Origin of the sequence: Saccharomonospora cyanea NA-134 (assembly GCF_000244975.1) — a bacterium.
GTDB classification, from domain to species: Bacteria; Actinomycetota; Actinomycetes; order Mycobacteriales; family Pseudonocardiaceae; genus Saccharomonospora; species Saccharomonospora cyanea.
In genome coordinates, this window is record NZ_CM001440.1 from 5,001,943 (window position 1) to 5,022,097 (window position 20,155).

The 20,155-nt window shown below is 69.4% G+C and carries 20 protein-coding genes and 1 other RNA gene; 5 read left to right on the plus strand and 16 right to left on the minus strand.

Translation table 11 applies throughout. The features are described 5' to 3' along the window. Positions 1-19: 19 nt before the first annotated feature. Positions 20-934 carry a LysR family transcriptional regulator gene (locus SACCYDRAFT_RS23340; RefSeq protein ID WP_043536850.1) on the minus strand — a complete coding sequence of 305 codons (915 nt, stop codon included), beginning with the start codon at positions 932-934 and terminating at the stop codon, positions 20-22. A gap of 106 nt (positions 935-1,040) precedes the next feature. Between SACCYDRAFT_RS23340 and SACCYDRAFT_RS23345 the strand changes: the two genes are divergently transcribed. Then, a complete protein-coding gene (locus SACCYDRAFT_RS23345) occupies positions 1,041-1,607 on the plus strand; it encodes a hypothetical protein (RefSeq protein ID WP_198284960.1) in 567 nt (188 codons plus the stop codon). Positions 1,608-1,742: 135 nt separating this feature from the next. Here SACCYDRAFT_RS23345 and SACCYDRAFT_RS23350 read toward each other — a convergent pair whose 3' ends face one another. Continuing rightward, positions 1,743-2,813 carry a hypothetical protein gene (locus SACCYDRAFT_RS23350; RefSeq protein ID WP_232283733.1) on the minus strand — a complete coding sequence of 357 codons (1,071 nt, stop codon included), beginning with the start codon at positions 2,811-2,813 and terminating at the stop codon, positions 1,743-1,745. A 64-nt stretch (positions 2,814-2,877) separates the two neighbouring features. Between SACCYDRAFT_RS23350 and SACCYDRAFT_RS23355 the strand changes: the two genes are divergently transcribed. After that, a complete protein-coding gene (locus SACCYDRAFT_RS23355; RefSeq protein WP_005459974.1) occupies positions 2,878-3,831 on the plus strand; it encodes an EamA family transporter in 954 nt (317 codons plus the stop codon). Here SACCYDRAFT_RS23355 and SACCYDRAFT_RS23360 read toward each other — a convergent pair. The 11 genes from SACCYDRAFT_RS23360 to SACCYDRAFT_RS23405 all read right to left on the minus strand — a co-directional run bounded on the left by SACCYDRAFT_RS23360 (position 3,759) and on the right by SACCYDRAFT_RS23405 (position 14,151). Further along, complete coding sequence (locus SACCYDRAFT_RS23360; RefSeq protein WP_005459975.1) at positions 3,759-4,841, minus strand: ABC transporter ATP-binding protein; 1,083 nt, start codon at positions 4,839-4,841, stop codon at positions 3,759-3,761. The genes SACCYDRAFT_RS23355 and SACCYDRAFT_RS23360 overlap by 73 nt on opposite strands. Then, positions 4,838-5,836, minus strand: a complete 999-nt coding sequence (locus SACCYDRAFT_RS23365) for an ABC transporter ATP-binding protein (RefSeq protein ID WP_005459976.1) — start codon at positions 5,834-5,836, stop codon at positions 4,838-4,840. Before SACCYDRAFT_RS23365 ends, SACCYDRAFT_RS23360 begins: the two co-directional genes overlap by 4 nt. Before the next feature lie 4 nt (positions 5,837-5,840). Next, complete coding sequence (locus SACCYDRAFT_RS23370) at positions 5,841-6,809, minus strand: ABC transporter permease (protein ID WP_005459977.1); 969 nt, start codon at positions 6,807-6,809, stop codon at positions 5,841-5,843. Between the two features lies 1 nt (position 6,810). Continuing rightward, on the minus strand, positions 6,811-7,836 hold the full coding sequence (locus SACCYDRAFT_RS23375; RefSeq protein ID WP_005459978.1) for an ABC transporter permease: 1,026 nt from the start codon (positions 7,834-7,836) through the stop codon (positions 6,811-6,813). 10 nt (positions 7,837-7,846) lie between these two features. Then, the gene (locus SACCYDRAFT_RS23380) at positions 7,847-9,526 is read right to left on the minus strand and encodes an ABC transporter substrate-binding protein (RefSeq protein ID WP_052309221.1); all 1,680 of its coding nucleotides are present in this window, start codon (positions 9,524-9,526) and stop codon (positions 7,847-7,849) included. Positions 9,527-9,934: 408 nt separating this feature from the next. Beyond that, a complete protein-coding gene (locus tag SACCYDRAFT_RS23385; protein WP_005459980.1) occupies positions 9,935-10,558 on the minus strand; it encodes a uridine kinase family protein in 624 nt (207 codons plus the stop codon). After that, entirely contained in the window at positions 10,548-11,144 is a 597-nt protein-coding gene (gene recR / locus SACCYDRAFT_RS23390; RefSeq protein WP_005459981.1) for a recombination mediator RecR, read from the minus strand. The genes SACCYDRAFT_RS23385 and recR overlap by 11 nt, the downstream gene beginning before the upstream one ends. Before the next feature lie 2 nt (positions 11,145-11,146). Continuing rightward, a complete protein-coding gene (locus tag SACCYDRAFT_RS23395) occupies positions 11,147-11,503 on the minus strand; it encodes a YbaB/EbfC family nucleoid-associated protein (RefSeq protein ID WP_005459982.1) in 357 nt (118 codons plus the stop codon). Positions 11,504-11,652: 149 nt separating this feature from the next. Beyond that, positions 11,653-13,620, minus strand: coding sequence for a DNA polymerase III subunit gamma and tau (locus SACCYDRAFT_RS23400; protein WP_005459986.1), 1,968 nt, complete (start codon positions 13,618-13,620; stop codon positions 11,653-11,655). Between the two features lie 109 nt (positions 13,621-13,729). After that, positions 13,730-13,826, minus strand: an RNA gene (gene ffs / locus SACCYDRAFT_RS26140) — signal recognition particle sRNA small type. 73 nt (positions 13,827-13,899) lie between these two features. After that, complete coding sequence (locus SACCYDRAFT_RS23405) at positions 13,900-14,151, minus strand: DUF397 domain-containing protein (RefSeq protein WP_005459988.1); 252 nt, start codon at positions 14,149-14,151, stop codon at positions 13,900-13,902. 239 nt (positions 14,152-14,390) lie between these two features. On the opposite strand from SACCYDRAFT_RS23405, the gene SACCYDRAFT_RS23410 reads away from it, so the two are divergent. Then, entirely contained in the window at positions 14,391-14,582 is a 192-nt protein-coding gene (locus SACCYDRAFT_RS23410; protein ID WP_005459990.1) for a hypothetical protein, read from the plus strand. Between the two features lie 76 nt (positions 14,583-14,658). Here SACCYDRAFT_RS23410 and SACCYDRAFT_RS23415 read toward each other — a convergent pair whose 3' ends face one another. Beyond that, positions 14,659-15,513 (minus strand): helix-turn-helix domain-containing protein, encoded by an 855-nt coding sequence (locus SACCYDRAFT_RS23415; protein ID WP_005459991.1) that lies wholly within the window; start codon positions 15,511-15,513, stop codon positions 14,659-14,661. A gap of 122 nt (positions 15,514-15,635) precedes the next feature. On the opposite strand from SACCYDRAFT_RS23415, the gene gndA reads away from it, so the two are divergent. Continuing rightward, the gene (gene gndA, locus SACCYDRAFT_RS23420; RefSeq protein WP_005459997.1) at positions 15,636-17,087 is read left to right on the plus strand and encodes an NADP-dependent phosphogluconate dehydrogenase; all 1,452 of its coding nucleotides are present in this window, start codon (positions 15,636-15,638) and stop codon (positions 17,085-17,087) included. A gap of 91 nt (positions 17,088-17,178) precedes the next feature. On the opposite strand, the gene SACCYDRAFT_RS23425 is transcribed toward gndA, so the two are convergent. After that, positions 17,179-18,429, minus strand: a complete 1,251-nt coding sequence (locus SACCYDRAFT_RS23425; RefSeq protein ID WP_198284961.1) for a hypothetical protein — start codon at positions 18,427-18,429, stop codon at positions 17,179-17,181. Then, positions 18,429-19,061, minus strand: coding sequence for an RNA polymerase sigma factor (locus SACCYDRAFT_RS23430; protein WP_005460002.1), 633 nt, complete (start codon positions 19,059-19,061; stop codon positions 18,429-18,431). Before SACCYDRAFT_RS23430 ends, SACCYDRAFT_RS23425 begins: the two co-directional genes overlap by 1 nt. A gap of 133 nt (positions 19,062-19,194) precedes the next feature. On the opposite strand from SACCYDRAFT_RS23430, the gene SACCYDRAFT_RS23435 reads away from it, so the two are divergent. Beyond that, entirely contained in the window at positions 19,195-20,154 is a 960-nt protein-coding gene (locus tag SACCYDRAFT_RS23435; RefSeq protein WP_198284962.1) for a serine hydrolase, read from the plus strand. Position 20,155: the final 1 nt, after the last annotated feature.

A 20,155-nucleotide genomic window follows, 5' to 3' on the forward strand; every position in this document is an offset into this window, starting at 1 on the left:
ACGGTGCCCGCGAACCCTGTCACCTACCGGCAGGGTTTTCGGAGTTCACCTCCTCGGCTTCCGCGCGGAGGGCGGCGAGCACGGAGGCGACGGCGGGGCGGGTAGCGGCTCCGGGGCGGAGGACGGCCTCCACGTGCCGGGCCGCCCGGATGCCGGAGAGCTCCTTGCGCAGCACCCGGCGGGTGTCCATCGTGTGGCGCGGCAGCAACGCGATGCCGTGACCCGCCGCCACGAGCGCCTCGGTGATGCGGAAGTCGTTGATGCGGTGCACGATCCGGGGCCGCACGCCCGTGCGCACGGCCAGCGACCGCATCACGTCGTCCACCGGGAAACCCACGTCGACGCTGATCCACGGCTCGTCCGCGAGCTCGTTCGGCTCGACGCGCTCACGCCGCGCCAGTCGGTGCCCGAACGGCAGCGCCACGTCGAGCGGCTCGCGCAGCAGGTGCACCGCGTCCAACCGGTCGGAGGTGAACGGCTCGCCGTGCTCGTCGCGGTGGGCCACCACCACGTCGAAGTCGGCGACGAGCCTCGGCACCTCGGCCGGGATCATGTCGACGTCCCGCACCTCGACGTCCAGCCCGGTGTGGGCGGCGACGCGGTCGAGGAGGCCGGGAAGCAGCAGCAACGCCGCCGACGGGAACAACGCCACCCGCACCCGGCCTCGCGGCGCACTGCGGTAGGCGTCGAGTTCGGCCTCCGCCCTTTCCACGGCGGCGAGCACGTCGTCGGCCCTCTCCACCAACGCCCGGCCCGCGTCCGTCAGCCGCAGCCCGCGGCCCGACGGCTCCGTCAACGGCACGCCCACCTCGCGCTGGAGTGCCCGCAACTGCTGGGACACCGCCGACGGCGTGCAGTGCAGAGCCTCCGCGGCGGCGGTCACGCTGCCCCGGTCGGCGAACTCGCGCAGGGTTCGGAGTCTCGTCACGTCCACACGGGCAGTGAAGCACCGTGTCCCGATGACGTCACGGGAACGAAGGGCTTCCGCCGCCTCGGGCCTGCCGGTCCAGGGTTGCCGCGCCTCTGGCAAGGTTCCCTCCGTGGCGAACACTTCCCCGATGACGTACCCGCGGATAGGCATGATCCTTCACGAGATCGGCATGGTGTCCGAGGAGAAGCTGCGCAGCGTCCTGGAGGACTTCGCCGAATACGCGGACGACGAGCTGGACCACTACGAGGCGGCCATCGCCCTCGAATCCTTCGGCGTGGCGGTCTCGGTCCACTCCGACGACATCGACTCCATCCACTACGGCTACGAGAGCCTGCTGGCACGGGCCACGGAGGTCGCAGGCGGCAAGGTCACCATCACCAACGTCCGGCTCGTCGAAGGCGAGGGCGACTTCGACAACGGCCGCGACGACCTGCTGGAATTCGAACGCGACGGCGAACTCGTGTCCATCGACGCCGAGCACCTCGCGGACGACTACTACGACCACGAGGCGGCCTGCAACGCCATCGCCGAGACCGCCCACGATGACGATCCCCGCTCATGGCACTACGTCGACTTCGAACGCGAGCCGCACCGCCTCTACGACAGCATCATGGTTCTCGCCACGCCCGAACAGGCACAAGCGCTACACGAACGCCTGGGCTTCACGCTCCACTGATCGGCGCCAGGGGCTGTCAGAGGCAGCGGCAGCGCACATATCGGCAACTCTCTCGACGGCGCGGGAACGGAACCGGCCGCCTGAGCGAACCGTACGGCAACTGCGGACACGCGTACGCAGACTGCGGACACGGTGTCAGGGGGTTGGGGCCAGCGCTCCCGCCACGAACAGGATCGCCACGAGCGCCAGAACCGCCACCACGGCTGTGACGTAGTGGCGCGAGCTCACGCGGCCCGGCACCTTGCGGAGGGCCAGCAGCACCGCGAGCAGCGTCGTCCCACCGATCGGCAACAACGCCCGCCACGCACTCGTCCACGAGTCGAGCGGCAGGACGGCGTCCGCCCCGTAGAGCGCCAGGATCAACGCGGGCAGACCGAGCCCGGCGGCCACAGCCGCCGCCACGAGGTTGAACCGTTGCTGTGCTTCCCCGTCCTGCGCCACGGCCAGTGTGGACAGTCCGGAGAGCAGGGCGTGCAACCGCGCGTCCTCGTCGGCGAGTTCGGCGTCCATGGCCCGGCAGTGCCGCAGCGCGGCCTCGTGCACCGTCGCCTCCGGCGGCTCCCGCTTGTCGCCGCACCAAAGCCACAGGTACAGCCGGTCTCGGTCAGCCTCACGAGCCTGGTCCCGGGCCCTGCTCACGGCCATGGACAGCTCGACGACCTCGGCGAGGACCGTGCGCAGAGTGGTCGTCCTACGCTGTGCCAGCAGGTCGGCGATGCGCCGTTCCAGCTCGTACCGTATTCCCCGAATCCGGGTGAGCTCGTTGCGCGACCCCTCGGCGAACGCCTTCGCCATGACCACGACCCGCGCCTCCGGCTCCTCGGGCACGCGGTGTGACGGGGACGCCAACGCGGCGAACAGCATCTCGGCGAGGCCATCGGTCAGTTCGGTCTCCTGGTGCCAACCACAGTTCTCGGCCCACACGGCCTGCACCACGACGTCCACCCTGGTCTCCATCGTGGTGCGGCCCTGGGCCTTCACCGACACCCGGACCCGGCCGACGACGATGCGTCGGCCTTCGGGCAGAACGACGGTCCGTAGCAGCGGCGCGACCAGGAACGCCGAGGACCCGCTACGCGTGAACGCGCGTAGCTCCGACTCCTCGTCGAGCTCCGCGGCGACGAGGCAGCGAGCCTCTGCCCACACCCCGCACTCCGCGTCGACTGTGTTCCCCGCCAGCAACAACCGCCGACCACTGTGAAGCACTCTTTCACGATCACTGCACATATTCTCGGTAGTCCTTCACGGTGTTTCGGGCGATCCTGGGGACGTGCCACGCCGCGATCGACTGCTCGCCGTCCTCACCGCCGTCCTGTGGGGCTGCAACTTCCTCGCGATCCACGCGATGCTCACGCATTTTCCACCGCTGCTCGCGGGTGCGATCCGCTTCCTGCTCGTCGCCGTGCCCACGATCCTGCTGGTGCCGTGGCCGAAGGTGAAGCTCCGGTGGCTCGTCGGGTACGGGCTGGGCTTCGGCACACTCCAGTTCGCCTTCCTGTTCGTGGGCCTCGACACCGGCATGCCCACCGGACTCGCGTCGCTCGTGCTCCAGGCTTCGGCCCCGTTCACCGTCGTGCTCGGTGCGCTGCTGCTGTCCGAGCGGTTGAGCACCCGGCAGGTCGTCGGCATCACCTTCGCGGTGCTCGGCATGGCCGCCATCGCGTGGCAGCGGGCCGAGCACGCGGCCCTGCTGCCCGTGATCCTGACCTTGCTCGGCGCGCTGAGCTGGGCGGGGGGCAACCTGTGCGCACGCAGGGCGGAAGCACCGAACCCGCTGCACTTCACACTGTGGTCGTCGGTGGTGCCGCCGATCCCGATGTTCGCGCTGTCGCTGGTGTTCGAAGGGCCGGACACCCAGTGGCAGGCGTTGTCGACGGTGTTCACACCGGACGCCTGGCTCGCCCTCTCGGGGCTGGCCTACGTCGTGGTTTTCGGCACCGTCGTGGGGGCCGGCATCTGGACCACGCTCATGCGCCGTAACCCGGCGAGCACGGTGGCGCCGTTCTCGCTGCTGGTTCCCGTGGTCGGGCTGAGCCTGGCGTTCGTGGTGCTCGACGAGCGCCCGACCCCGGTGGAGATCGTGGCCTCCGTCGTCGTGGTCGGCGGGGTGCTGCTCGGCTCGCTCTCCCGCCGACCACGACGAACACGCATTCAGACCGAGACCGGTGCCTCCACCGGCTCCGACCGCGGGGACACGCGCCCGGCGAGGATGTCCTCCGCGTAGTGGCAGGCCACCCGGTGACCGTCGCCCACCTCGCGCAGCTCCGGTCGCTCGGTGTCGCACAGCGTCTGCTGCCGCCACGGACACCGCGTGTGGAATCGGCACCCGCTGGGCGGGTTCGCAGGCGAGGGCAGGTCTCCCGACAGCAGGATCTGCTCCCGACCATCCTCCACCACCGGGTCGGGAACGGGGATCGCCGACAGCAACGCCTTCGTGTACGGGTGGAGCGGCTGCTCGTAGAGGGTGTCCGCGTCGGTCTCCTCGACGAGCGCACCGAGATACATCACGCCGATGCGGTCGGAGATGTGCCGCACCACCGCGAGGTCGTGAGCGATGACCACGTAGGTGAGCCCGAACTCCTCCTGGAGGTCCTCCAAGAGGTTGATCACCTGCGCCTGCACCGAGACGTCGAGCGCCGACACCGGCTCGTCGGCCACGATGAGGTCCGGTTGCAGCGCGAGCGCCCTCGCGATGCCGATGCGCTGGCGCTGCCCGCCCGAGAACTCGTGCGGGTACTTGCGAAGCGCGCTCTCGGGCAGCCCCACCGACGCGAGCAGGTCCTTCAGTTTCCGCCGGGTCTCGGTGGGATCGGCGTCGAGGCCGTGGGCGCGCATGCCATCCACGAGCAGCGACTCCACCGACTGGCGCGGGTCGAGACTCGACAGCGGGTCCTGGAACACCATCTGCATCCGCTTGCGCATGGAGCGCAGGCTCTCGCCCTTCAGCGACGACAGGTCGGTGCCGTCGAACGTGATCGTGCCACCGGTGGGTTCGACGAGCCGCAGCAACGCCCTGCCGAGCGTGGTCTTGCCGCAGCCCGACTCACCGACGAGCCCGTAGGTCTCGCCCCGTCTCACCCGCAGGCTCACCCCGTCGACGGCGTAGACGTGGCCGACCGTGCGGTCGAGCAGCAGCCCCCGCTTGATGGGGAAGTGCACCTTGACGTCATCGAGGACGAGGAGTTCCCGCTCGTCTTTCGCGTTCCCGCCGGTCTGTGGCGTCTCGTCGGTCATCGTGCTCCCTCCGCCACCGTGACCTCCACCGGGTTGTGGCACCGCAGCATCCCGTCCTCGCGGCGGCCGTCGGCCACCAGCTCGGGCGCGCTCGACCAACACGTCTCGACGTGGTTCGGGCACCGCGGGGCGAACGCACAGCCGCCCGTCCACGGGATGTTGTCGGCGACCGAGCCCTTGACGGGCACCAGTCTCTCGCCCCTCGGCGCGTCGAGCCTCGGGATGGACGCCAGCAGTCCGTGCGTGTAGGGGTGGCGGGGTTCGGCGAACAGGTCGTGGCGCTGCGCACGTTCCACGATCCGCCCGCCGTACATCACGTTGACCTGGTCGCACAGGCCCGCGACCACGCCGAGGTCGTGCGTGATCATGATCAGTGCCGTACCGGTCTCCGACACCAGTTCCCGCAGCAACGTGAGGATCTGCGCCTGGATGGTGACGTCCAGTGCCGTGGTCGGTTCGTCCGCGATCAGCAGCTTCGGTGAGCACGCCAGCGCGATGGCGATGAGCACACGCTGCCGCATCCCGCCCGAGAGCTGGTGAGGGTACTCGTCCACACGCCGCTTCGGGTCCGGGATTCCCACGCGCGCGAGCAGGTCGACGGCCTCGGCCTTCGCCTGCTTGCGCGTGAGCTTCCGGTGCCGCAGCAGCACCTCCGTCAACTGCACCCCGATCGACACCACAGGGTTGAGCGACGACAGCGGGTCCTGGAACACCATGCCCAGGTCACGGCCGCGCCGTTCGTCCAGCTGCCGCTGGGACAGCGTCAGCAACTCCTCGCCCGCGAACGTCACCGAACCCTCGACACGCGCGCTGCGAGCGGGCAGCAAACCCATGATCGCCAGGGACGTGACCGACTTGCCGCAGCCGGACTCCCCCACCAGCCCCACGGTCTGGCCCGGCTCGACGTCGAAGGAGATCGAGTCGACGGCCGTGGTCGGCTGCTCGCCCTTGCGGTGGAAACTCACCGACAGGTCGCGTACTTCCAGCAGAGCCATGCCATCACCGCCGTTGCCGAGGATCGAGGGCTTCCCGCATCGACTCGCCGACGAGGGTGAACCCCAAGGCCACCACGACGATGCAGGCCGCGGGCCAGAAGGCCAGGTGCGGCTGCGTGTCGAAGTAGTCCTGTGCGTTACCGAGCATCTGCCCCCACTCCGGGATCGAGTCGTCCGCGGCGCCGAGGCCGAGGAACGACAGCGCCGCCGCGTCCAGGATCGCGATCGCGAGCACGAGCGTGGACTGCACGATCACGGGGCCGAGCGAGTTCGGCAGGATGTGCCGGAACACGATCGCGCCGCGCTTCACACCGAGCGCCCTGGCCGCGAGCACGTGATCGCTTTCCCTGACCGCGAGCATCGTGCCGCGCAACAGGCGCGCGAAGATCGGCACCTGCACGATGGCGACGGCGAGGATCACCGAGAACTGGGTCTGCTGCACGAACAACGCGCCGATGGACACGGCCAGCAGCAGCGACGGGATCGACAGCATCACGTCCACGACGCGCATCACCACGGTGTCGACCCAGCCGCCGAACGCGCCCGCGAGTGTGCCCAGCACCGTTCCACCGCCGAGCCCGATCACCGTGGCCAGCAACGCCACCAGCAGGGTCTGCTGCGAACCCAGCAGGACACGCGAGAGCAGGTCGCGACCGTACTGGTCACCGCCCAGAGGGTGTCCCGGCTGCGACGGCGGGATCTCGTTGCGGGCGTTGGACACCTGGTGCTCCAGCAGCCGCAACGCCGGGTCGTGCGGCGCCAGCCACGGCGCCAGCGCCGCCAGCAACACGAACAGCCCGATGATCGTGGCGCCGATCAGAAACAGCGGGTTGCGCCGCAACCTGCGCCACGCCGACTTGGCGAGGCTCAGTCCCTCCGCGCCCGACGAGCCGGTGCCGTCGGGTTCGAGTCCCCCCGCGACACCGCCCGCCGTGGCGGCGAGCTCGTCGATCTTCGTTGCACGCGAGGCCATGTCACGCCCCCGCTTTCTGCGCCGTCCGGATGCGCGGATCGATGAGCGCGTACGACAGGTCGACGACGAGGTTGACCAGGACGTAGGAGGCCGCCCCGGCGATGATCACCACTTGGAGCACGGGGAAGTCCTTGCGTTCGAATCCGAGCGCGAGTGCCTCGCCGATGCCGTGCCAGGCGAACACGGTCTCGGTGAGCACCGCCCCCGACAGCAGGGAGCCGGTCTGCAGGCCGATGGTCGTCACCACGGGCAGCATCGCGTTACGCAGGATGTGGCGGTCGCGGATCACGCGCTTGGCCAGGCCCTTCGACCGTGCCGTGCGCACGTAGTCCTCGTCCAGCACGTCCAGCACGGACGCCCGGGTGATGCGGAAGATGACCGCGAACGGGATCGACGACAGCGCGATGGCGGGCAGGATCAGGTGCACCAGCGCGTCGAGCGCCGCGTCCCACTCCCGCGTCAGGATGCCGTCGAGCACGAAGAACCCGGTGACTCTCGTGGCGTCGATACCGACGCTCTGCCTGCCGCCCGTCGGCAGCCAGCCGAGCTCGATGGCGAAGAGCCACTTCAGCAGGAACGCCAGGAAGAAGATCGGAACGGAGATACCCACCAGCGAACCGACGATGCCCATGTTGTCGAGCCAGCCGCCGCGGCGGCGAGCCGACAGGTAACCGAGTGGGATCGCGGTGGCCAGCGCGATGAGGATGGCCGCGAGGCTCAACTCGATGGTGGCGGGGAACCGTTCGAGGAACAGCTCCATCGCGGGCTTGCCGGGGGAGACCCCGATGGAGGCACCGAAGTTGCCCGTCAGCGCCCGTTCGAGGAACGCGAAGTACTGGACGAAGATCGGGTCGTTCAGACCGAGGTCTTCTGTCAGCTGTGCGCGGCTCTCCGCCGTGCCGCGGTCACCCAGGAGGGCCGAGACCGGCCCTCCCGGGAGTGCCCGCAGCCAGGCGAAGAGCAACACCGAGAGAACGAACAGGACGAGTACGAGTTGCAGTACTCGCCGGATTGCGAACCGGAGCACGGGTCAGCTTCTACTCCGCGACGGTGACCGTCGAGAACTCCTCCTTGGTCAGCGGGCTGGGCACCAGCCCCTCGACCTCGGAGCGGACCACCAGCGCGGGCGGCGAGTGCGACAGCGGGATGGCGGGCAGGTACTCGGACATCATGTCGCGGTTGATGTCCTGGTAGGCAGCCTCGCGCTCAGCGTCGTCCACGATGGAGTCGGCTTCGTCCAGCGCGTTCGCGAGGTCCTCGCCCCAGGGCGAGCCACCGGTGTAGAACTGGTTGTCCGTCGTTCCGAAGAACGTGCCGATGAAGTTGTTCGGCGAGTTGTAGTCACCGGTCCAACCCAGCAGGAACAGCTCGGCCCTCGCCGACTCGACGTCGTCGACGTAGCCACCGGCCCAGGGCTTGCTCACCGGCTTCACGGTGATGCCTGCCGCCTCCAGGTCCTCCTTGATGGCGCCGAAGATGGCCTCGGGGTTCGGCATGTAGGGCCGGGTGACCTGGGTCGGGTACCAGAGTTCGACGGTCAGGTCGGAGTAGCCGGCCTCGTCGAGCAGCTGCTTCGCCTTCTCGGGATCGTGCGGGTACTCCTGCACGTCGTCGGCGTAGCCGTCCACGGAGCTCGGGTACATCTGCTTCGCGACCTCGGAGTTCTCCGGCATGATCGAGGAGACGAGGGTCTCCCGGTCGATCGCGTGCGCCAACGCCTGGCGCACCTTCAGTTCCTTGAGCGCCGGGTTGTCCTTCTGGGTGATGCCCAGGTAGAGGATGTTGAACGGGTCGCGGATCTCGACCTTGAAACCGGCCTTCTCCAGCGCGTCCCAGTCGGACGGCGACGGGAAGTCGTAGCCGTCGATCTCGCCGGCCTCCAGGGCCTGCTTGCGCGCCGTCTCGTTCGGGATGATGCGGAAGATCAGCGTGTCGAGCTTGGCCTTCCCGCCCCAGTAGTCGTCGTTGCGCTTGAGAGTGATGGTGCCGTTGGCCTCGTCGTAGCTCTCGAAGACGAACGGCCCGGTGCCCGTCGGGTGCTGGCGCGCGTACTCCGAGAACACGAAGCTGTCGCCCTGCGCCTTGACGTCGTTGGCCTTGTACTCGTCCATCGCCTTCGGGCTCTGCATGGCGAAGGAGTCCTGCGACAGCATCGTCGGGAAGTCGGCCGTGTACCGGGTGAGTTTCAGCTCGACGGTGTGCTCGCCCGTGGCCTCGCAGCCGTCGTACAGCGACGGCTTCTCACCGTCGGCGAAGCCGCCGAAGTTCTCGGTCCAGTAGTACGCCAGCGCAGGGGAGGAACCCGCGCCCTCCTGCGTGTACATGCGCTCGAAGTTCGCGCACACGGCCTCGGCGTCGAACGGCGTGCCGTCGTGGAACTTCACGCCCTGCTGGAGCTCGAAGGTCCAGGTCTTGCCGTCCTCGCTCGGTTCCCAGGCCTTGGCGAGCTCGGGTTCGAGTTCGGCGGTGCCCGGCTTGATGCCGACGAGGTTCTCGAAAATCTGCCGCGTCACGCGGAACGTCTCGCCGTCGGAGGCGAAGAACGGGTCGAAGTTGGACGGAGCTCCCGTGGCACCGAAGACGAACGTGCCGCCCTCTCCACCGCCTCCGCCGGCGTCACGCTCGGATTCGGCACACGCCGCGAGCGAGAACGCGAGCGCACCCGCGATGCCGATCACGGCCAGGCGGCGTGGTCGAGCCACCCGTGATTGGAGCATGTTGGCCCCCTTGAGCAAAGGCATCGGTTCAGGCCGCGTCCACGGAAGGTGTACGCGGATGGTGGGTGACCATAGCGGTTATCGCCCGCTCACTTAAGACCTTGACGCGAGGTTCGTTGTCCTTCCCGGCCCTTGCCCACCACCTCGCACGGGGCCCGGCCCCTGGCTCTCGTGGTGCCTCTTGATCTCGGTATCGAAGATCGAAACCGCGTGTGCCTCGGTTTTCTGCCACAGCGGAAGGTCACCCGCGAAGTCACCCGATCGAGCACCAGTCACCCGAACGGACTACATCGAATGGATTGATCACAGTTGGATAACCGCTGACGCCGCAGTGAACGAACTTTCGGACCGGTCGCTTTCGGAATCGATTCCGCTACGCCGGTGTCACTCGGCGCTCGCAGGCGCGGTTCACGACCGACCGCGTGGCCCGGATGCCGCGACAGCAGTCCATCCAGGAGAACGGTGACCGTGCGGCCGGACCACGTCGTCGGCATGCGCCCGGGTGTCGTCCACAGCGAACCAGCCGTCCTCGAAACGCTGCCACGCGGAAAGCAGCGGCCGACACGCCTCACCGTCGCGGGCCACCGCCCGCTCCAGGCGGTCGACGCGGCCGGGAACCTCGACCCAGCACAACCGCGTCAGCACGGGACGCACCGACGTCCGGCCCGCCGACACGCCCTCCAGTACGAGCACGTCGGGCACGGGCACCCGGACCTCCGCGCCCGGGCGGGGTTCACCGGTGGTCCAGTCCCACGCGCGGTAACCCCCTGGCCGCCCCTCGGCGAGCCGGTCGAGCACCTCGGCAAGCCTCGGCCACCACGACACCGGGTCGTCCCAGGTGGCGAAGTCGTCGGTGCTCACGAGCCCGACGTGACACCCGCGTTCGCGCAGGCAGGCGACGAGCGTGCGTGCGAACGTGGACTTACCCGAACCGGAAGGACCGTCGACGGACACGAGCCGCACCGCGCCGAGCCGGGCGGGCGACGCCAACACCGCGTCGGCCACCCGGTCGACGACCGGCTCAGAGTGCACGGCGGCCGGACAACGCCCGCCCGAGAGTGAGTTCGTCGGCGAACTCCAGGTCACCGCCCATCGGCAGCCCGGACGCCAACCGCGTCACCGTCAGCCCGGGGAAGTCCTTGAGCATCCGCACGAGGTACGTCGCCGTGGCCTCGCCCTCGGTGTTCGGGTCGGTGGCGATGATGACCTCGGACACGTCGTCGCTGCCGATGCGAGCGAGCAACTCCTTGATCCGCAACTGGTCGGGCCCCACGCCCGACAGCGGGTCGAGGGCGCCTCCCAGCACGTGGTAGCGGCCCCGGAACTCGCGGGTGCGTTCCACCGCGAGCACGTCCTTGGGCTCCTCCACGACGCAGATGAGACTGACGTCGCGACGCGGGTCGGAGCAGATACGGCACCGCTGGTTCTCGGAGACGTTGCCGCACACCTCGCAGAACCGCACGCCCTCCCGTACCTTGCCGAGCACCTCCTGCAGCCGCGCGATGTCGGCCGGGTCGGAACCGAGCAGGTGGAAGGCGATGCGCTGCGCGCTTTTCGGACCGATGCCGGGCAGCCGCCCGAGTTCATCGATCAGATCCTGAACTACGCCCTCGTACACCGTTATCCAGGCAGTCCGAAACCACCGAGGTCGGGCATGCCGCCCCCGAGACCACCCGCGAGGGGGCCGAGCTTCTCCTCGGTGAGCCGCTGCGCGTTGCCCATCGCGTCACGCACGGCGGCCACCACGAGGTCGGACAGCGTCTCGGTGTCGGAGGGGTCGACCACCTTCGGGTCGATCGTCAAATCCTTCAGTTCGAGACTCCCGCTGACGGTCGCGGTCACCAGGCCGCCACCCGCGGTGCCGGTCACCTCGGCGTTCGCCAACTCCTCCTGTGCCGCGACGAGCTGCTCCTGCATCTTCTGCGCCTGCTGGAGGATCTGCTGCATGTCGGGCATTCCGCCGCCGGGTTGCACCATGATGTGGCTATCCGATCCTTTTCGTGGTCAGTCTCGTCACTGCGCGGGGTTGTCACACCTGCCCCCAGCCTAGCCGCACCGGGGCGGGCCGCCGCGCCTCCCATGAGGGTCGCCACCCGGCCCGAGGTCGGTCGGCCACGCTCACGTGATCAGTCGATTGGCCGGGCACCGAGGTGTTTGGTGATCAGGTTCCGGGCCCGCGTCTCGGGGTCGACCGACTCGGGGGCCTGCTCCGTCTCGTCCGGCGGGTACGGCTCGTCGTCCGGTTCGGGCGGCAACGGGATGTCCGGCTCGGACGCCGTGGCGCGCGCCGCCCTCGCCTGCTCGGACTCGCTCGGCCTCGTCGAGCCCGACGGCCGTTGGTACGTGCGAGCCCTGCCCTGCTGCTCCGCGCGGGGGGCCGCCTGCCGCGCACCGGCCTGCGGCGCCGAGGGCGGCTGCCCCTCCCCCGACATCGCGCTGGGGTGTACGCACCGCACCGTCCACTCACCGGAGACGACCTGGGAGAGCGCCCGTGCGATGCAGTCGACGTTGCGGGGTTCCGACAGTCGCCGCACGAGTGGCTGCGCCGGGTGTGTGAGCACCACGGTGGTGCCCTCGACGCTGTGGACGGTCGCACCGGTGAGCAGGGCCTCCGTGCTGCGGCTCATGTTCCGCACGGCGGCGAGCACCTGCGGCCAGTACTGGCGCAGGCCCGCGGCGTCCACCTGCCCCGGGCCGCTCTCTCCGGGTGCGGCGCCGCCGCGGGGAGGCCGCGGCGCGGCAGCCGGTGTCTCCGCGCGGGCGGGGCGGCTCTCCTGGGTCGGCTGCGCGGGCCGCTCCGGCTCCCTCGCGGTCCGCTGGGACGGCCGCTCGAACACCCTCTCGACCGCGGGCCGGGCCGGTGCCTGCTGCGCGGGCCCCTCGGCCGGGGCCGCGGGTGCCGCCGGGGCCGCCTGCGGCGTGGCGGGCACCCCGGCGGCGATCCGGCGTTCCAGCTTCTCGAGCCGCTGCAACATGGCGCCTTCGTCGTCGGCGACCTCGGGCAGCAGCATCCGGGAGCACAGCAGTTCGAGCACCAGCCGCGGCGACGTGGCACCGCGCATCTCCAGCAGGCCGTTGTGCAGGATCTCGGCGTAGCGCGTGAGGGTGCCGGGCTGCAGACTCTGGGCCTGAGCCACCATGCGTTCGATCTGCTCCTCGGGCGCCGAGACCATGCCGTTGTCCGCCGCTTCCGGCACCGAGCGCAGCAGGATCAGATCCCGCAGCCGGTCGAGCAGGTCGGTGGCGAAGCGGCGCGGGTCGTGCCCCGCGTCGGCGAGCCGGTCGATCGTGCCGAACACGCTCCCGGCGTCGTCGGTGGCCAGCGCGTCCACCATCGCGTCGAGCAGCGCCGAGTCGGTGACACCGAGCAGCGCGGCGGCGCGCTCGTAGGTGACCCCCTCCGGGCCCGCTCCGGCAAGCAGTTGGTCCAGCACCGACTGCGTGTCCCGCGCCGAACCGCCGCCCGCGCGGATCACCAGCGGGTACACCGCGGGCTCCACGGTCACGCCCTCCGCGGCGACGTTGCGTTCCAGCAACTCGCGCATGGCGCTCGGCGGGATGAGCCGGAACGGGTAGTGGTGCGTCCGCGAGCGGATGGTGGTGAGCACCTTGTCCGGCTCGGTGGTGGCGAAGATGAAGATCAGGTGTTCCGGCGGCTCCTCCACGATCTTCAGCAGGGCGTTGAAGCCCTGCGGCGTGACCATGTGGGCCTCGTCGATGATGAACACCCGGTAGCGCGACTCGGCGGGCGCGTAGAACGCGCGGTCGCGCAACTCGCGGGCGTCGTCGACCCCGCCGTGGCTGGCGGCGTCGAGCTCGGTGACGTCCACGCTGCCCGGCCCCTCGGGCGCGAGCGCCTGGCACGGGCCGCACTTGCCGCACGGGTCGGGCGTCGGCCCCTCGACGCAGTTGAGCGAGCGGGCCATGATGCGCGCGCTCGACGTCTTCCCGCAGCCGCGCGGCCCGGAGAAGAGGTAGGCGTGGTTGATACGGCCGGAGGCGAGCGCGGTGCGCAGCGGTTCGGTGACGTGCTCCTGCCCGACGACCTCGGCGAAGGTCGCCGGCCGATACTTGCGGTACAGCGCTAGAGCCACGTCGCGAGCGTACCGGCAGGTCCCGACGGTGTGCCCGTTGCCCGCAGGGCACGGAGGCGGACGAGAGCAGGGCGGCAGGGACGCGAACACAGGTCGGCCGAGCCCGGAAAAAGAAGGGGACCCCCGCACCCGTCAGAGCCTGCTTATCCTTGCTGCCTTCCGGCCCTGGGGAGGTTCACAGGATGGACGCCGCGGGGGTCCGCCAGCCAGTCTAGGCCATCCCGGCCGACCGCATCGAGCCCGGGTGGCCCACCGATCACGAAACCACGGGGGGCCAGTTCACCTGGGCAGGTCGAACTGCCCGGCCTTCACCGCCTTCAGGAAGGCTTCCCACTCGGAGTGGCGAAACACGAACACCGGACTCTCGGCCAGCTTGGTGTCGCGCACACCGACCTTGTCGTCGGCGAGGTTGACCTCGACACAGTTGCCGCCGTTGGGTTCACTGGCGAAGGACTTGCGCCAGTTGCCCGGGTCGAACCAGCCCACGGCCGTTGTCGGGTCGTATTCCCCGTTGCCGACATAATCGACCATCGCCTACCTCCGCGCCTGGTGCGGGGAGACCCGCATCCCTGTCGCCACCCACACGATCTTGTTGCCGCAGGGCGGAGACCCTCCGAAGGGATGCGTCCATCCGTGCGACATTCGACCACGCGGGTCGACAACACGATTATTCACAAACTAGGATTATTACTAGTGGGTACGGATAACCGCAGGCGAGCGGGGTCGATCTGGTGAGAGATCGGCAACAACTCCGGGGGATGGAGCAGGGCATGGCCGTACGACTCGACGTTGAACCGTTGTTGACCAGGCGGTCGACAGGGGAAGTCGAAGCCGAGAACGTGACCGAACCGCGTCGCAACAGGTGGAACCTGAACCTCGTCAAACTTCCGGCCCGGAAGAAGCCCGCGTCCCTCCTCTTCGTCGACGATCCGCTCGCGCTGCGCTACCTCTGCCGAGCCTAGGGCCTGTTTCGCGGGGACCGCGTACCGGCCGCACTTCGGAGATAGAGCTGGAAAACCCCCCGAGCGGCATCGCGGATCAGTCGAGGGCCTCGCGGTACTCCTGCGCGAGCTGCTTGAGGAACTGTCGCGTCTCCTGGCGTTCGAGTGCCGCACCGCGAAGCCGGTCCCACGCGTCGACGAAGATCTGGAAGTCCTTGGCGTCGTCGAGGTAGAGACCGCCCGCGGAGTGCTCGATGTAGACGAAGTCCCGGGTGCGGTCGGGGAACCGCATGATCGTGAAGTCGTTGGGCACCGAAGCCAGCCTGGCGTCGAACGGCAGGACGTGCACGTACACCCGCTGCCGCTGGTCCAGCTCCAGCATGTGCTCGATCTGGTCGAGCATCACCGCCGGGGCGCGCCCGCCGGGAGCCCGCCGCAACGCCGCCTCACTGACGATGAAGCGGTAGTAGGGCGGCTGCTGCTGGTCGAAGACCGACTTACGGTCGAGCCGGTTGCGCACCAACGCGGTGATGTCGGTGGCCCCGTACTCGGTGAACTGCTTGAGCATGTAGTGCTCGGACTGCAACGGGCCCGGAATGCGCTCGCAGTGCCACGTCATGATCTCGGCGGCCGCGGGTTCGAGATCGGTGAACGTCCGGAACCAGTGCGGCACCACCGAGCGGTAGCCGGACCAGTGGCCGCGCTGCCCGGCGGCCGATCTCGCCATGTCGACCAGTGTCTCGGCCTCTTCGCCCGTCACGCCGTACGCCTCCAACATCCTGCGCACGTCGCCGAGCTTCGCGCCGACCGCGCCTGACTCGATCTTGTTGACCTTCCCCTGGGTGCAACCGAGGATGTCGGCGACCTGCTGCTGGGTGAGCCCGGCGGACCTGCGTGCGTGTCGCAGTTCGTTGCCGAGCTGTTTACGGCGGGAAGTCACGGTGCTGGCCATGGCGAGGTGACGTTACCGCGTTCGACCACCCAGGTGAAATCACCTCTCCGGCTGGCTCGCGATCTCCCACCGCCACTCTGAGCAACCGTGAGACGCGCACCGGTGCCGCGTAGGGTGCGATTATGACCTCTCAGACGGCCAAGGCAAGCATCGGCGTCACCGGACTCGCGGTGATGGGACGCAACCTCGCCCGCAACCTCGCCCGCCACGGGCACACCGTCGCCCTGCACAACCGGACGGAACAGCGGACCCGCGACCTCGTCGAGAACTTCGGCTCCGAGGGAGAGTTCGTCCCCACCTACTCCGCCGAGGAGTTCGTGCAGGCCCTGGAGCGCCCGCGCAAGCTCGTCATCATGGTCAAGGCGGGCTCCCCCACCGACGCGGTCATCGAGGAGTTCGCACCGCTGCTGGAGCCCGGGGACATCGTCATCGACGCGGGCAACGCCCACTTCGCGGACACCCGCCGCAGGGAGGCCGCGCTCCGCGAGCGGGGCCTGCACTTCGTGGGCACCGGCGTGTCCGGCGGTGAGGAAGGCGCCCTGCACGGGCCCAGCATCATGCCCGGCGGCTCGGCCGAGTCGTACGAGTCGCTGGGACCGCTGTTCGAGGACATCTCCGCGAAGGTGGACGGCGCGCCGTGCTGCACCCACGTCGGCCCCGACGGCGCGGGCCACTTCGTGAAGATGGTGCACAACGGCATCGAGTACTCCGACATGCAGCTCATCGCCGAGTCGTTCGACCTGCTGCGGGGCGTGCTGGGCTACGAGCCCGCGCAGATCGCCGAAACGTTCCGCACGTGGAACACGGGCCGGCTCGACTCGTACCTCATCGAGATCACCGCCGAGGTCCTCGCGCACACCGACCCGAGCACCGGCAGGCCGTTCGTCGACATCGTGGCCGACCAGGCGGAACAGAAGGGCACCGGACGCTGGACCGTGCAGAACGGGCTGGAACTGGGCGTGCCCATCACGGGTATCGCCGAGGCCACGTTCGCCCGGTCGCTGTCGGGTCACGCCGGGCTGCGTAGCGCGGCGCGCGGACTCGCCGGCCCCGACCGGGCAGGCGGCGCCCGAAACGGTGTGCCCGAGAGCTTCGCCGACGACGTCGAGCAGGCGTTGTACGCGTCGAAGGTGGTCGCCTACGCCCAGGGGTTCAACCAGATCCAGGCGGGCAGCAGCGAGTACGGGTGGAACATCGACCTCGGTGCGGTGGCCGCGATCTGGCGTGGAGGCTGCATCATCCGCGCGAAGTTCCTCGACGACATCCGCGCCGCCTACCGCGCGGAACCGACGCTGCCGACCCTGCTGACCAGCGGCGAGTTCCGCAGGGCCGTGGAGGACGCGCAGGAGGCGTGGAGGTCCGTGGTGTCCACCGCCGTGCGGCTGGGCATCCCGACGCCCGGGTTCTCCACGGCACTCGCCTACTACGACGCGCTGCGGGCCGAGCGGCTCCCCGCGTCGCTGATCCAGGCACAGCGCGACTACTTCGGCGCGCACACCTACCGCAGGGTCGACCGCGAGGGCAGCTTCCACACGACCTGGGCCACCGACCCGCGCGTGGAGCACGAAGCCTGAGCGTCGGTGCCGGGCCCGCCCCCGATCGGCGGGCCCGGCACCGCGTCTCCCTCCGGTGACTCCGGGACGTAGGTGTGGCCGGTTCTTGCGCCTACCTGGTCTCCTCGATCCTGGTCTTCACGATGGGACCGGAGGTCGTTCGGCAGTCCTTGCCCTCACAGGAGGGGGCCGTGAACTCGTCGGCGAGCGGTTCGTGAGCCACCTCGGGCGCGAGCGACCACAACACCGTCCCCGAAGCCACACCCAACTCGTTGCCGTCGAGTGCGACGGCCCGGGCCCCCACGAACCATCCCGTGTCCAGGTTCAGGATGATCTCCCTGCGCTGCCCGCTGTCCGGGTCGTCGATGCCGACGGCGACACCGGTGTTGTTCTCCAGCACGATGTCGTTCATGCGCGTCCTCATCGTGACGCTCTCGTCCGTGACGTGGATGCCGGGCAGCTCGGCGAGCTCGCGGTACATGGCCGCCCTCACCTCCGCCGGCACCATCTCGGTGCGCAACGCCCGGATGGCGGTGTCGAACACGTCGTCGGCGCGGTCGTTCCCGGCGCCACCGATCCGCCAGGGCGTCTCGTCCGGCTCGGGGAGCATGGAGTTCAGCTTCCGAAGGGGTTGTTCCTCACCGACCAGGCCGCTGTACACCTGGGGCCGGTACCAGTGCTCGTCGTCCACACACGGCCCTGTACCCGGTTCGTTGGTGCTGCCGCACAGCGTGCCCGTGAACGCGTGCTCGACAGGGGCCGGCTCGCTATCGGATTCGTGGCCGAGCCACTCCGGCGCGCTGGTGACGTGCTGCCGAAGCTTCCAGACGCGGCCGTCGTCCGACCACGCCTCCCTCAGTCGTTCCTGACCGACGACGAACGTGTCCCCCTCTTCGCCCTCGACCAGGTGTGGAACGAACTCCCGCTGGCTCGTGAGGAAGGGGAACGTGACCGGACGGTCGTATTCGCGCTTGCTCTCAGCCGTCTCCGCGGCCTGCGACAGAACGTCCTGCGCGGTGAGTTCCGGTGCGGTGGCCGTCTGCTCCGGCGCCTGCCCCGCGGGCCCCACCGCGCCGGTGTCGCCCGACAGCATGGCCAGGGGGACTACCACCGCGGCCGCGACCGACGCCGCCGCGGCGACCACCGGCCCCCACCGGCGGAAGGGCAACCGCGAAACACCGGCCCTCACGGGCGCACGCCTCGGACGTCTCTTCGACTCCGCCCGCGCCGCCGCCAGTACCCTGGCGCGCGCGTCGTCCAACCGCGGCTGGTCGGCGCGCATCTCGTGATGGAGTTTTCGCAGAGCCTCGTCGAGCGCCGCGTCCGACGTCGCGTCGGGCATCGACCGTCGGTTCTCGTCCATCATCGGTGACCTCCCCGTGCGGTGCCGCGCTCCTCGCGCTGCAGAACTGTCCTGAGCTTTCGACGGACGCGGTGCAGGCGTGAGCGCACCGTGCTCGGGGGCAGGTCAAGCGCCTGACCTATCTCGGTGGGCGTCAGCTCGGCCCACGCCGACAGCAGCAGGACGTCGCGGTCGGCCCGCGACAGTCCCGCGAGGGCGGTGGCCAACCGCCGGGTGCGTTGCTGCGCGTCCACCCGCTCGGTGGCCCTGGCGTCGACCGCCTCGGCGATCGACGACCCTGTCGCCCCTCCGTCCGCCGCGATTCGCGCGGTCACCCGCAAGCCTCTCAACTCCTTCCTGACGTGGCCTCTCAGAACATTCGTGGCGATGCCGTACAACCACGGGCGCACCGGGCCGCGCCCCGGGTCGTATGTCGCCCGCTTGCGCAACGCGAGCAGGAACGTCTCCGCGACGAGGTCGTCGGCGACGTGCACGCCGACCCGGCCTGCGAAGTACGAGCGCAACGCGGGCGCGTGCGCGTCGAAGAGCCCGGTGAAGAGCACCTCGGGATCACCATCCGCGAGATCGGGATGGGAGTCACCGACCGCGCGCGCACTCACCCGCTCAACACGGGTTCCGACCAACACGTACACGCCAGGACTTGGCCGCTGGCACCACGCGCGTTCCCACGAAAGACTGAATGTGTGACCTATGTCACTTCACATCCACGGGACGGCAACACACGACCTTTCTCCGGACAACACCGGTCATGTCGGAAAGAAGATCATGTCGGAGAGAGAAATGAACTGCCGGCGCTGGGCGTTGGCCGTGATCTCAGGAGGGCTCCTGGGTCTCAGCGTCACGATCGTCGGTTCCACGGTCGACACCGCCACGTCCACCACGGCCGCCAGCACAGCCATCACGTCCACCGGCACGCCGACGGAGTCGGTGCCCAGCCTCCGACCACACCGCTCGGACGGCGAGGAGTCGTCCTCCACGCCCCCGCCGGAACCTCCGAAGCAACTCGTCGTCGGCCACGGATTCGACGACGTCGGGGTGATGGTCTACGACCAAGCCCGGGCGGTGGTCGCACTGGAGCACAACGCCCACGAACAGTTCACGTCCGCGTCGCTGGTGAAACTGCTGATCGCCTTCGACGCCCTCGAACAGGGGGCACCTCCCTCCGACGTGCACACCATGATCGCGGAGAGCCACGATCAGCTCGCCGGCCAGTTCTGGGTGCACGGCGGCAGACCCGACCTGGTCACCAGGTGGGCCGAGCGACTCGGCCTGGAGAACACCGAGGCACCCGAGCTGCCCAACATGTGGGGCGACACGCTGACCACGGCCGCCGACACGGTGAAGGTCTACCGGTACCTGCTGTACGAGGCGCCTCCGAAGACCCGTGACGTGGTCCTGTCCGCTCTGCGCGACTCGACGCCTCACGGCACCGACGGTTTCTACCAGCACTTCGGGATCCCCGACGCGGCAGGGGAGCTACCGTTCGCGGTGAAGCAGGGATGGGCGTGTTGCACGGACGAGCGCGTCCTGCACACCACCGGCCTGGTGGGAGACGACGACCGCTACATCGTCGCGGTACTCACCCGCACCTCGCGTGGCGTCGACTACCAGACCGTGTCGGAGAGGCTCACCGCCTACGTCGAACAGGTCCTCACCGCGACCGGTGTGGACCACGATTCGTCCCTTCCGGAGAGAACCCCGGTTCGAGACCCCCACCGCGGGTAAC